This window comes from Dictyobacter formicarum, from assembly GCF_016587435.1.
In genome coordinates, this window is record NZ_BNJJ01000002.1 from 17,076 (window position 1) to 29,657 (window position 12,582).

10 protein-coding genes and 2 pseudogenes are annotated in these 12,582 nt (G+C 52.3%); 4 read left to right on the forward strand and 8 right to left on the reverse strand.

The genetic code is table 11. The features are described from left to right. Positions 1-222: 222 nt before the first annotated feature. From recD2 to JMI88_RS41205, 5 genes and pseudogenes are all read right to left on the reverse strand, one after another. Positions 223-2,817, reverse strand: coding sequence for an SF1B family DNA helicase RecD2 (gene recD2 / locus JMI88_RS02450; protein WP_236022787.1), 2,595 nt, complete (start codon positions 2,815-2,817; stop codon positions 223-225). Positions 2,818-2,951: 134 nt separating this feature from the next. Beyond that, positions 2,952-3,791, reverse strand: a pseudogene (locus tag JMI88_RS02455) (IS6 family transposase). 138 nt (positions 3,792-3,929) lie between these two features. Beyond that, positions 3,930-4,715 carry a transposase gene (locus JMI88_RS02460; protein WP_236022788.1) on the reverse strand — a complete coding sequence of 262 codons (786 nt, stop codon included), beginning with the start codon at positions 4,713-4,715 and terminating at the stop codon, positions 3,930-3,932. Further along, entirely contained in the window at positions 4,712-5,272 is a 561-nt protein-coding gene (locus JMI88_RS02465; protein ID WP_201360171.1) for a helix-turn-helix domain-containing protein, read from the reverse strand. The genes JMI88_RS02460 and JMI88_RS02465 overlap by 4 nt, the downstream gene beginning before the upstream one ends. A gap of 128 nt (positions 5,273-5,400) precedes the next feature. Next, positions 5,401-6,033, reverse strand: coding sequence for a DUF4037 domain-containing protein (locus JMI88_RS41205; RefSeq protein ID WP_505712008.1), 633 nt, complete (start codon positions 6,031-6,033; stop codon positions 5,401-5,403). On the opposite strand from JMI88_RS41205, the gene JMI88_RS02475 reads away from it, so the two are divergent. Beyond that, complete coding sequence (locus JMI88_RS02475) at positions 5,965-7,134, forward strand: transposase (RefSeq protein ID WP_201360173.1); 1,170 nt, start codon at positions 5,965-5,967, stop codon at positions 7,132-7,134. The genes JMI88_RS41205 and JMI88_RS02475 overlap by 69 nt on opposite strands. Positions 7,135-7,638: 504 nt before the next feature. On the opposite strand, the gene JMI88_RS02480 is transcribed toward JMI88_RS02475, so the two are convergent. Both JMI88_RS02480 and JMI88_RS39235 read right to left on the reverse strand, forming a co-directional pair. Further along, the gene (locus JMI88_RS02480) at positions 7,639-7,812 is read right to left on the reverse strand and encodes a hypothetical protein (RefSeq protein ID WP_201360174.1); all 174 of its coding nucleotides are present in this window, start codon (positions 7,810-7,812) and stop codon (positions 7,639-7,641) included. Positions 7,813-7,857: 45 nt separating this feature from the next. After that, positions 7,858-8,436 (reverse strand): annotated as a pseudogene (locus JMI88_RS39235) (GrpB family protein). Between the two features lie 217 nt (positions 8,437-8,653). Here JMI88_RS39235 and JMI88_RS02495 point away from each other — a divergent pair. Further along, positions 8,654-9,655 (forward strand): ISAs1 family transposase, encoded by a 1,002-nt coding sequence (locus tag JMI88_RS02495; RefSeq protein WP_201360177.1) that lies wholly within the window; start codon positions 8,654-8,656, stop codon positions 9,653-9,655. On the opposite strand, the gene JMI88_RS02500 is transcribed toward JMI88_RS02495, so the two are convergent. Further along, positions 9,638-11,269 (reverse strand): recombinase family protein, encoded by a 1,632-nt coding sequence (locus tag JMI88_RS02500; protein WP_236022789.1) that lies wholly within the window; start codon positions 11,267-11,269, stop codon positions 9,638-9,640. The two genes, JMI88_RS02495 and JMI88_RS02500, sit on opposite strands and share 18 nt — an antisense overlap. Positions 11,270-11,583: 314 nt before the next feature. On the opposite strand from JMI88_RS02500, the gene JMI88_RS02505 reads away from it, so the two are divergent. Then, entirely contained in the window at positions 11,584-11,778 is a 195-nt protein-coding gene (locus JMI88_RS02505) for a hypothetical protein (RefSeq protein ID WP_201360178.1), read from the forward strand. A gap of 60 nt (positions 11,779-11,838) precedes the next feature. After that, positions 11,839-12,231 (forward strand): HAD family hydrolase, encoded by a 393-nt coding sequence (locus tag JMI88_RS02510; protein ID WP_201360179.1) that lies wholly within the window; start codon positions 11,839-11,841, stop codon positions 12,229-12,231. Positions 12,232-12,582: the final 351 nt, after the last annotated feature.

The window sequence follows — 12,582 nt, forward strand, 5'->3', positions numbered from 1 at the left end:
CACTGATATGACATCGCCAAAACACATCTACAACATATCTTGACCGCAGGAGCCATCAACATTGTGTGCTTCGCCTCTTGGATGGCGGGGGCCCCTCATGCCAAGACGCGCACCTCGCGGTTTGTCGCACTGAAAACGTCAGGGGAGAGCTTGGCAATTTAGCAACAGTATCCATTGTTCCTCAGAGGCCTAAATCTGACGAATGACAAGGGCTCCGTTCACTCAAGTGTGAGCTTTTGTCTGTTTCCCTGGGGATTCGATCAGCAACTGCTGAAGTGCCGTCTGCCTCACAATGGTCTGGTTGTTCCTGACAGCCAGTGCCAACGCTTTTCTGCTCCCCACAAATACCACGAACTGTTTGCCTCTGGTGAGTCCTGTGTAGATGAGGTTGCGAAAGAGCATGGTAAAGTGCTGGGTCGTGATAGGGAGAATCACTGCGGGAAATTCACTGCCCTGACTTTTATGGATCGTGATTGCATACGCCAACTCGATTTCTGAGAGGGCTTCTTTGGCAAAGGTGACGGATTTGGTCTCACCGCCGAGGGGAAAGGCCACCGTCATCTGTATGTCTTCATTGTCAATAGCAGTGATCATACCGATATCGCCATTAAACACTTGCAAGTCATAATTATTGCGCTTCTGGATAATTCTATCTCCCACCCGAAAGATCCGCTCGCCCAAGCGCAGCTGCGCAATCCCAGGGCGAGGAGGATTGACAGCCTCCTGCATGCGTTTGTTGAGGGCAATGGTTCCCAGGCTACCCTTTGTCATGGGAGAAAGAATTTGGATTTCCGCGCCTTTGCCAAGATAGTGGGGAATGGTGTGACTATACAGCCTGGTAATGGTCTCTGAGGCATTCATCCCATAGTGCAAGGTAGAGTGATGGGGGATCTTTTTGAGCACTGCCTCTAGCTCCTCGATGTGGGTAGTGGTAGCCGCTAAGGTTGCAATATCAACATGCCGGAATTTGTCAGGAATGACAAACAGGTATTCCTCGTCAGAGACGTGTTCGCCCTGGTTGTCTGCCTTGAGGGGAGGAGTGCTATTAGGAGTGCTATTGGGACCATTCGCATCCTTGTCAGCGTTGTTGGCAGTACCAGGAGCACCTGATGCCCCATTCCCTCTGGTTATCAGCGTTTTGACACGCTTAATAAAATGCAGTTGTTCCTGGGTCGCTTCTTCTGAATCAAGGAAGAGGCAATCAATCTGCTTCCAGGCATCGCGCTTCTCAAGAGGTGAGACAATCCGGGGCATCACCCCTTTGTTGATCTCATGGGCAGAGCGGATAATCGAGGACTGCTCTGCCTGCCGGAAGATTTTGGTCAATCTGAAACAGACCACGGTCTGTGACTGGATCAGATCGTGAAATACATTGCCTGCGCCAACAGCGGGCAACTGGTCAGGGTCGCCAATAAGGAGCACCTGTGTGAGAGGGGAGACAGCCCGCAGCAAGGCCGCTGCCAGGTGGACATCCAGCATCGAAGACTCATCAATAATGAGCACATCGGTAGCCAGCGGGTCTTGCTCATTTTTCTTAAAGCCGCCGATTGCAGGTTGCCACTCCAACAAGCGGTGAATAGTCTTGGCCTCTTGCCCAATGACTTCTGTCATGCGCTGGGCAGCTCGTCCGGTCGGTGCTGCCAGAAGCACCTGCTTTTTCATCGCGAGCAGCAGCCTGACCAGCACTCGTGTGGTGGTGGTTTTTCCTACTCCGGGACCACCAGTGAGCAGCGAGAAGCCCTGCTGGACCATCCCTGTGATGGACTGTTGCTGTTCCTCGCTGAGGGCAATGGCTTGGTGTTCGCAGAACCGCGTGATCCACCTGCTCACCCGATCCTCCTCCACAGGGATGGTCTTTTTTGCCAGGTCTTTCACTTTTTTGGCAATGTATGTTTCATCAAAATAAATGGAGGGTGCGTAGTAGCAGGTGATTGGTGATGCCTCCTGCGCTGGTGCGCCAGGTGCCTGCGACAGGACCCGCATCTTGACTTTGTTTTCAGCGGCCAAGGTGGCAAGCAGTGCTTCTGTTCGGCTGTCAAGTGAGATCGACAACAGATCATTGACCGCTTTGACAATCTGCTCGCGGGTTAAATAGCAATGGCCTTCTTCCCGGCTATTATCCAGCACATGGTCAATGGCCGCCTGAATGCGCTGGTCTGACGCTTCACCCAAGCCCATGTTCCGGGCAATCGTGTCCGCCGAGAAAAAACCAATGCCATAAATATCTTCTGCCAGTTGATAGGGGTTTTCTGAGACAATGGCAATCGCCTCTTTGCCATAGGTTTTATAAATCTTGGTCGCGAACAGCGTGCTGATATCGTACTGTTGCAGAAAGAGCATCACGTCTTTAATATCTTTGTGCTCTTCCCAAGCGCGCGCAATCATCTCCAGCTTTTTGGTGCCAATGTTGGGCACCTCATCTAAGCGTTCTATCTGGGTATCAAAGACCTCCAGGGTCTCTTTGCCAAAATACGTGACAATGGCTTTTGCCGTAGCAGGGCCTACCCCTTTAATGAGTCCAGAGCCCAAGTATTTTTGCAAGGCATTGGCTGTGGCCGGTTTTTTCTCCACCGCTCTTACCGCTTTGAATTGGTCGCCAAACTTTGGGTGGTGGGTCCAGTTGCCGTAAAAGTCCATGGTCGCGCCAGCGAACACTTTGGACTGATGCAGCGTGACCGCCACTTCCTCCAGCGGTCTGTCAAACGGGCTGATTTTCAGGACGGTCCAGCCGGTCTCCACACTATGAAAGGTGATCCGTTTGACAATGCCGGAAATTTTTTCAAGCGTATTCTGTTGGGTAAAGACAGATGATGCCATACACGCTGTTTCATCCTCCTGCTCATGTAGAAGCATTGTAGCACAGGCGAGAACGACTCTGAGCAGCAAACTTGGTACCATGAGGGTTCTGTCAGAACTGAGAACACCAAGGTGCGCAAGACCTTCAACGTTTCTCAGAACCATGAGCAAAACGATGCGACTGCACCCATCAGTCCTTGCAAAGCGGCCAGTCGCTCACAGAATATCCGTCGTTGTTGGGCCAGCGGTAGTGTTTCCCTTGTTGGAGAACGATAACGGAAATACTGACGTCATTCATCAAAGGCACGGCAGAAACGGGCTGCCGATTCAAAGCTTTCGAAACCACGCATCGGATACTAGCGTTGTTTGATGCCTCGGTGGTCTTGTTCGAGATGGTTGTTGAGATACACATTGGTCCGATGCACCACATCATTTCCCATGATCTCGCGTATGGCACGCGGATAAGAGCGATGTCCGTCTGTGGTGACCGTCTCTGGAGTATGACCGACTACCGCGACGGCTTGCGTAAAGAACGGTTTGGCAGCATCCATGTTCCTCTTTTCACTCAGCCGTGAATCAACCAGATTGCCAGCTCGATCAATGGCCCGAGAGAGATAGCACCACTTCCCATGCACTTTGACATAGGTTTCATCGACATACCACGAGGTTCCTACTTGGCCTCGCCGTTTGGTCCGCAAGTGGTCCGCGATCAAGGGAGCAAACCGCTCTTCCCAGTCTCGAACCGTTTCATGCGTCAACACAAAGCCGCGCTCTAAAAATAACTCGGTGACATTCCGCAAGCTCAGTGTGTAGCGCAATCGCCACAAGACCACAAGCAGGACGATGTCCGTGGGAAATGCTAGATAGTTGAATGGGGTACCAGTTCGTTCGTTAAAGCTATGGTGACACTGAGAGCAAAAGAACGTTGCGTAGCCCAGTTTGGTTTTCTTCGCTTGCTTCTTGGTCGTGGCGGCAGCACAATAGGGGCAGTTCATCGGTCAACACTCCTGTTCCATCCTGTTTTCATGGGATGAGCATAGCAGAAGTGTGAGTGCTCTGCCAAGAGGATGGTTTGAGTTCTGACAGAACCGAGGAAGGGTACGGAATATGTACGCATCACTCACACTAGTGGGTCACTTGCTAGATCCAGTGGCATTGCTGGCCGGTTTGTAATAGCGCACCGAACGAATGCGCCGTGGCACCACGTATTGAGATGTTGCTCCTGACCCGCCTTGCCGATGACGACGCGCATAGGCACGGTCGCGACGAGCATGCCGTTTGCCTCCCCAGATGAAAGGGGTCGGATGACGATTCCATCCCTCGATGGTGTCCCGGAGCCAATCTTTGAGAATTTCGACATCATAGACATGATGCCCCTCCAGTGCCCGCCGGATAATGATCCGTTGCACAGACTCAGCCATGTTGAGCCAGGATCCAGCACACGGGGTATACAACAGTCCAATGCCGCGTTCATGGCACCAGCTCACCAAATCGCGACTGTAATGACCGGCTAAATTGTCTAAAATGAGCAACATGCGCAAAGGAGGTAAGAACCGATCTAGTTGTTCGGCAGCAGGAAAGGGGTCCCAATCTTGCCAGCGTCTTCCTTCTGGAACCGCCTCTGGAACTGGAGGACACTCTTTGAGAAGAGCCTCCAATTCTTCCTTGAGCCAGGGATGCAAGATGGCATTGGTACTTTGATCAACTGGTTTGGCTCGCAGTTCCCCCGTAGCTGGCCGAAACAAGGTCAAGAATTTGCAGGTCTTCCCGCGGATATATTGATGGTCCTGTCGCCCTGGTTCTCCCTCTGGCTGCCAGGCGAAGCCGGGGTGAGGAATGGTCTGATACGGACCTGCCTCGTCTTCACACCACAAGGGGAGACCCACACGTTCGGCCAGCACGTAGGCACGCTCAATCACCGTTTTTTTTCCTGGGTGTAGGGGTCTTCGCTCTGATACACCGTCCCGTCTTTCCCTTTCTTGAGGGTTCTTCCCGTATGGCACCAAGTGCGATCTTTCTGCCAACTGTAGCCCGCCTCGTGCAAGGTATGCAGGATCGTAAAGGTACTCACCTTCGGAAGCCCATCGCTGGCTTGGCGCAGGGCGCGTTGCAAGAGTGTGAGGGACCAGGTGGCTGTTGCATCTTCCTTGCGATTAGGCGTGCGGCGTGCCTCCTGCTCAATCCGTGCTCGTTCCACTGGCCCATAGGTTCGAGGGGCTCCCGATCGGGGCAAATCATCGAGCGCCGCCAACCCCATTAGATTGAAGCGCCTGGTCAGCCGTGTGACTGGGTCGTGGCTTTTCCATCCAACCAGGCGCGCCGCCTCGCTCAAGCTCTTCCCCTCTGCAACGGCTACGAGCGCGACGGCTCGCTGGTGACGGTTACGCGATTCACTTGAGGCTCTGCTCACACGCTGAAGTTCTTTGGCTTCTTCTTCCGAAAACAGCCGCAGGGGTTGTGATGCTCGACGGGACATGGCTGGTCTCCTTCCAGACTTTTTGTTGAGCATCGCACATTCCTACAGCAGTTGGCAAGTGACCCACTAGGTCGTTGTGCTCAAGAACTGTGTCATTGTACCATAGGGACACGTCTTCATCTATACAGTCAGTGTTCTTCCAGGAACCTTTTTGGGGCTTGTTTCCATTCCAGCAGGTGCTGTTCAAAAACAGCTCTGGCTTGCGCAGTACCCACTTCTGGCATATGCATGTCAATCAGGGTAAATGCCTCTTCAATCAGAGTATGAAGCAGTCGGGTTCCTGCCACTGGTTCACTGTTCCACACTTGTTTGAAGCGAAGGGACAATTCTGGAGGAGCGAAAGATAACGCTTCGATGCGTCGATCTATCCACTTGAACCCAGGATGATACAGATGATTGAGGCCGAAGAGCAAGGTCAAGATGCGTTTCTGAGCAAAACTGTAGGACTCATAGAGTGGCAAGAGATCTTGACGTGCCGCAAAGACCTCTCGTATCCAGGCAGCGCTGAAGCCAAGGTTGGCACGAATCACTGCCTGAGCAAGTTCATGGGGGTACGTTTTCTCTCTCCCGGACAGAAAATCTGTTCTAGGAAAGAGAGAGGAAATCCAAGAGCAGCAAAAAGAGGAAAAGGAGAAGACAAGAGAATACGCATTCATGATCGTCTTATTACAAAAACTCTTTGGAGGACCACCATGAATGCATTCGATCTCGTTATAACGCAATGGACCCGACAAGTCAAGGACCTGTTTCCAGGATTGCATGCCTATCAACAAGCGGCTCTTGCCTTTTGCGTCCAAGGCGTGGTGCTTTCAGGAACCGCCGTGCTGCAAAAAGTCGCCGAGGCGATCTGGGAATACAGCGACCGTGAAACTAAAATGATGAGCCATGAGAAGCGGCTGCAACGCTTTACGGAAAATGAACGCATTGACGTGGACGGCTGTTGGGACCGGTTTCTCGAGCAGGTGTTGCCCCACTGGAACGGGAAATCGGTGACCCTGGTGTTGGATGTGATGCCCTATACCACTGAGGCGAGCATTGTCTACGTGGGCTTGCTTGTTTACTCACGCATCTTACCGCTGGCCTGGTGCGTGATGCCCCAACAGCAGCGATGGGAGCAAAGTCAATGGGACCTGGTCAACACGCTCTTTACCCGCATCCATGGCTGGCTCAAGGGCTCCACCTGTACCGTGCTGGCCGATCGTGGGCTCAGTTGCCTGCCGCTCATTCGGCTCTGTCAGCAGATGGGATGGCATTATGTCTTGCGCATCAAACAGCAAGAGTGGTTCCGCAGAAAACTTCGTCACGCCTATCAGGGCTGGCAACGCTGTCACCACAGCGTCAAGCAGGCGGGACAACAGTGGTATGGGCAAGTCCTGTTGTGGAAAGAACATCAGTTTGCCACCACCTTGAGCCTGTGTTGGGAAGCAGGGTATGAGGAACCGTGGATCCTGATCTCGGATCTGCCAGCATCGCATGCACGGGTGACGGACTATGGCAAACGGATGAAGGTGGAAGCCACCTTTCAAGATGACAAGAGTCGAGGCGGTGGCATTGAATGCAGCCGCTTCACCAAGCGCGATCACCTGCATCGGTGGCTGCTGGTGGTCTTTCTGGCCACCTGGTGGATCGCGCATCTGGGGAGTAGTTGCGTCCGTCATGGGGATCGAGCACAGGTGGATCGCCCGGATCGACGTGACAAAGGCCTCTTGCGCATCGGTCGCCTGTGGTTCCGGGCGATCCTCAAAAAAGCCCGGCAGGATCTGACGCCAGAGACGCGCACCCGAGTGATTGCGCAGTTGGCCAATTGTCTGCCATTTTTTCATCGGGGAGGGCGCCTGTGCTTTTCGATTTACCATCAATGACGGGTCTTTCTCTTAGAACAGATTTTCTGTCCGGGAGAGAGGGGTACGTTTTTGCTTTGTCCTGCCACTGGGTTAGTAGTGGTGCTCCAACGAGAGGCAGGGCAGGAACAATAGCCGAAATCACATACTGTTTGAGGAAGTTCGGATCGTGGTGCTCAAGAACATCGACCAGGAGGCGTTCCATACGCTCAATGGTCATATGGCTTACATCGAAGTCTACCCCATCAATGCTGTACAGTTCTGACCAGGTTTGTTTTTCAGGGTGGTACGGCCACATCTCTTTGAGTACTCCTCCAGCACGCTCAATGATGGCTCTGCGTTCCTCTTCGGTAGGAGCCTCTATCCAGAAGACGCCAAGCTCAATGTCAGAGTAGCGATCAGCCCATCCTCGTGCCACAGAGCCTCCGATTTCCACGAGCCGTGTCTTGGAGTTCTCACTGTAAAATGGGGCCATCTTTTGAGCCAGGTCATAACGCCAGCGACTCGCTTCGTTCATATCTTTTCTCACCTTTCTGCCGTATTGGATCTATCGAAATCATCTCTGTCTCGTGACAACCGTACTTCGGCAGCTCCCGCACGTAATCGCCAGGTCAGTACCTCATCTTGCTGGGCGAGCCAGCGTTCACGCTCTTGATCCGCCGTGCGTTCCACGGTCAGAAGCCGATCAATTGTAACCATAGTGCAGTGATGGAAAACAGAGATACATAGCAAAGCCGTATGCTTCTACAAATCAGAAGGGCCAGGAATCCACCCAATCTGTTGAGCCCATTCATCGGCTTGAGCAATGACCTTCCAGATAAAGGGGCTTTTCGCCTCTGTGTAGGCATGTCGATCCTCAACCCGAGAACACTGCTGTGCCAACTCGATTTTCAACTGAGCATATTGGAAGGCAATATCTGGGTGAGTTCGTACCTAATCGCGAAAAAGGAGCGCAAACTGTTCACTGAAACTTCCTGATCTCCGAACGTGAATATGGACTCGTGGCAGGCCCGGAGCCTCACGGAAGTAGCGTTTTGTTCGTTCAGCGTTGTCGGCATGAAAAATATATCCAAGACGCTCCAATGGCTTTCGATAGCCATGAAGTGGCTTAAAATCAGCCACAGAGATTTGGATATCAATGATTGGTTTGGCTGCCAGCCCAGGAACGGACGTGGAGCCAATATGGTCAATGCGCATGGCAACAGGGCCGAGAGCCTGTCGTAACGGCTGTGCGAGCATCTGAAACCGATCAGGCCAATTCTCATCATAGGGAACCACCCACACAGGATCACCCGCTTTCATGAACTCAGACATGAGAAACATCTCCTAGAGAACATCCTTAAGAAACTTATTGGAGGGAGAGTAAGCAAAAAATAACCGGAAAAGGAGAAGGTGCTGGATAGATACTTTACCACTTTTTCAGCGTTTCAACAAGAAAGCCTGATCTGTGATCAGGGCTTTTCAGTTCTCGGAGAGGAGATGAAAAAGAAGAGTTTTCCTTGTAGAATACAAAAAACAACCACCACAAGGAAGACTCTGCATGGACTATACCACACTGAAGCTGGAGACACGAACCCGTGAACTTCCAGAACAAGAAGCTCTGACCAGTTTGTATGAAGCCCTTCAACGATTACCCGATCCGCGCCGTGCACAAGGAAAACGCTATTCGCTGGCCTTTGTCATCACGATGGTCCTTCTCGCCAAACTCTCAGGAGCTAAGAACCTCAGCGCGGTGACGGATTGGGCACGCCATCAGAAGGAGGTATTACACCGCTCGTTTGGTGTGTCTCATTCGAGGATGCCCTGTCAGAACACCTATCGGTCTGTGCTGACCTGTATCGATGCTCAATGCCTTGATGAGATTCTGGCCGATTTCTTTGGTCGGTGGGAGGCCCAAAGCCGCTGTGGCAATGAACCAAGTCGCTTACAGACGCCCCAAGGACAGGCGGATCATCGCCATCTGGCAATCGACGGTAAAACGATCCGTGCCACGACGGATGAACCGTTTCCGGTGCATCAATTGAGTTGCTATGAGGTCACGACAGGACGGGTGCTCTGGCATCGCAATGTGCAGCAGAAGCAGAATGAGATCAGTGCCCTGGCTCCCCTGCTGACCACAGCAACCGTCAAAGGACGGATCCTCAGCGCTGACGCCATGCACACCCAGCGAGACTTTTGTGCACGTGTCACGCGTTTGGGGGGCGACTACCTGCTTGTGGCCAAAGACAATCAGCCCAGTTTGCACGAAGATATTGCCGATCTCTTTGAGGATGCCAAGCCAGATCAACGACGCTGGCAGAGGGCCAAAAGCTGGGACAAAGGACATGGACGCTTAGAGCATCGAGAGATTGTCTGTAGCCCTGATCTCAACGAGTGGTTTGCTAAGACCTGGGAAGGGATTGAACAGGTGTTTCGTCTGGAGCGGACGGTCACCACGCTGAAAACAGGAGTGGTCCATCATGAGATTGTATATGGCCTGAGTAGTTTGCGACTGCAAGAAGCTTCGGCTTCCAAGATCCTCGCGTTAGCAAGAGCACATTAGGGGATTGAAATAGTCTAATCGCAAATGACAAAAACGAGTCGTTTCGCCCTTGGAAGAGGTTGGGATCACATAGCGGATCTCAACCTCTTCGTTCGTGACGATGACACGATCAACAAGCAATTCGATGAGCTGCCGCTTCTGTTCAAAGGTGGCGGCACTGAGCCCTTGCTGAACGCGCTGGCAGAATATTTCAATCGATTGCACCATTCCAGCAAGCTGATCATGGCATCCCACAGTAGCTTCCAATTGCCGCTTTTGTTCGGCAATAACAGACAGGCGCTGTTCCAATTCAATCTTGCGTCTCTTGTACTCTTCGAGTTGAAGCACATTCGCCAGATAGGCATCCGTTAGCCGTTCCATCTGCTGTTCCAAACTAACTCTCGCCTTGCGCAGATTCTCCCGACGAGCTTGCAGTTCTTGAGGAAGCCACAGCCCACCTTGAGCACGAGCGAGCGCAGTGGTAATGGCGTTGGGATGCGTGAGTATCTCACAGACATCTTGCCAGACCAGTTCATCGAGTTGCTCAACAGGAATCGAACGTGCTGGACATTTTTCATCTCGGTGCGAGATAGTTCCATGGCTTTTGCCCACACAGACATAGTACGCATAGCCTCCGCGGCTACTGCGACCAATACAGCCAAGCCGACATGTCCCACAACTGACCATGGCACGTAGCAGGTAGGGATAGGCGGTATTGTTGCGACGGGCAAATTGCTGATTGTGTACCAGTTTTTGTTGCACCAAATCAAATTGCTCCTGGTTGATCACTGCTGGAACTTGAGTGATGGCAGTCCATTCCTCCTGGTTCGTCTGGACATGTCCTCCTCGACCTCGGCCAATAGGGACCAGGGCTGAGTGTCGTCCACGAGCCTCAGTAGGACGACTGCGTCCAATGTAGACAGTTCCCGTGTAGACAGGGTTGGTAAGAATGCCTCGGAGGGTGGCCTGATTCCATCGGGTTTTCCCGGCAGGACTGGCCACACCCAGGTTTGTTAAGCGTTGGATTTCCGCCTTTAAGCTCTTGCCTTCTTGCAGGTAGCTTGAGAACAGTTCTGCCACGACCGCGGCTTCTGCCAGGTCAAGACGGACCCCTGCCGGATCACGGGGATGGGCAGGATCAACCCGATATCCATAGGGTGCGCGGGTCCAAGGAAGCAACCCACCTGCCAGGTACTTCTGACGTCGTCCCCGCCTCATACGCTCGGCAATCAAACTGCGTTCGTACTCGGAAACGGCTCCGCGAATTTGGAGCAGAAGTTGATCGTGGGGATCATGGCTCATGGGACGATCCACAAACTCCACCTGACATCCACCTTGTTCAAATTCTTCAATGAGCAGCATCTGATGCACGTAGTTACGAGCCAGTCGATCAGGGGCCGTGATCACTACGCGATCAAAGATGGCCCGTCCGATTTGCTCTCGTAACCGATCTAGCCCCGGACGACGCAGTTTGGCCCCGCTGTAGCCATCATCACGAAAGATGTGTTCCTCTTGCCACGGCCAGCCTTGTGCTTCATGATAGTTGTGCAAACTGTCGAGTTGTTGTTCGATCGTTTGTGTCTGTGTTTGTCGTTGCGTTGAAACGCGGACGTAGACTGCGATGTTCATTGTCATCCTCCCGGTGTCCTGACTCCTGGAAGGTGGAAGGCGAAGATGGCCTGCTCCATTGGAGAAGCAGCTGATAGGCTTGATCCCATCGACGCTCAGCACCAGGAGCCTCAATCGTGGAATGATGGATGCTCCATTGTCGTTTGTTCATAGACTTCTACCTTCGGGCAATCTATGATCTTGATGGTCTCTGAAGCGTATTGTCTCTCATGTGGGAAGCCTTTTCGTGCTGACCTTTTGGGAAGATATCTCAGCCGACTCAAGCAAAATTTGTCATTTGTGATTGTACCATTGAAAATCGACTCCATTGGCGACGTGATGTGACGCTGGGAGAGGATGCTTGTCAAACCCGTACGGGTGTCGCTCCCAGCGTCTTAGCCCAATTGAACTCAACGGTTCTGAGCTTGATGGACCGACTGGATGTACGTAACACGGCACGCCAGATCCGCTACTTCGGCTCCTTTCCTGAGCAAGCTATTCAATTAGTTTTGCAGGGATCATGCCATGTTTATTAGAACTGAAAAGCCCTGGACCAGGAGATTCCACCAACAATCGGGTGCTAAGCTGCCATTACGTTGTATCCCGATGTACTCCCGACGCTCTCTCTGTTGAAAGATACCTATCGTCTCGGGCTTGTCACCAATGGAAACACCTACCCAGAACGCTGCGGCTTACCAGGTCTGTTTGCTTTTACGATTTTTGCCCAAGATTATCAAGTACAGAAGCCTCAGCCTGAATTCTATGAGGAGCGGGTCCTTTCTGAGACGCACACACACCCTCAGGAGATCATTCATGTTGGCGATTCCTTACACAACGACGTAGGTGGAGCACAAGCAGCCGGTATCTGGGCCATCTTGGTGAATCGTCACCAAGTGCGAAATGAAACAAGCATACAACCTTTTGCCGAGATCACTGAGCTTTCGGAACTGCCTGACGTGCTTGCCCAACGCGCCTTTTGTGAGAGGTAAGAAGTTGTAGAGCGCTCATTTACAAAACATCGATGAAAGAAGCCAGATGAGGAGCAGCTTTTCTAGAAAAGTTTGTCCCAGTGTCCAGGATTGAGGGCAATGTTCCACGTTTGCGGGCCAAATCCGTCCACTTCGTAGGGTTTTTACCACGGGTGCGATGTGAGAAGGGGAGCGCGGCCCTGATGCACGCCCAGCGCTTCATCTGAGGGGAGAAGGATCGGTAGATGAGAGAAATAGCAAGAGAAGCAAAATCGAGGAAAAAGTTTGACGCGCTGGCGTCTGGCATTATAATACATCTTAGTATGTTATAGTGCATCTTTGGATGTATTGTAAAGAGAGAAAAAGGAGCGC

Coding starts and splice junctions, on each gene's coding strand:
- recD2 (WP_236022787.1), bottom strand. CDS start 2,817: ATGGCATCATCTGTCTTTACCCAACAGAATACGCTTGAAAAAATTTCC.
- JMI88_RS02465 (WP_201360171.1), bottom strand. CDS start 5,272: ATGTCCCGTCGAGCATCACAACCCCTGCGGCTGTTTTCGGAAGAAGAA.
- JMI88_RS02475 (WP_201360173.1), top strand. CDS start 5,965: ATGAATGCATTCGATCTCGTTATAACGCAATGGACCCGACAAGTCAAG.
- JMI88_RS41205 (WP_505712008.1), bottom strand. CDS start 6,033: ATGCAATCCTGGAAACAGGTCCTTGACTTGTCGGGTCCATTGCGTTAT.
- JMI88_RS02480 (WP_201360174.1), bottom strand. CDS start 7,812: ATGGTTACAATTGATCGGCTTCTGACCGTGGAACGCACGGCGGATCAA.
- JMI88_RS02495 (WP_201360177.1), top strand. CDS start 8,654: ATGGACTATACCACACTGAAGCTGGAGACACGAACCCGTGAACTTCCA.
- JMI88_RS02500 (WP_236022789.1), bottom strand. CDS start 11,269: ATGACAATGAACATCGCAGTCTACGTCCGCGTTTCAACGCAACGACAA.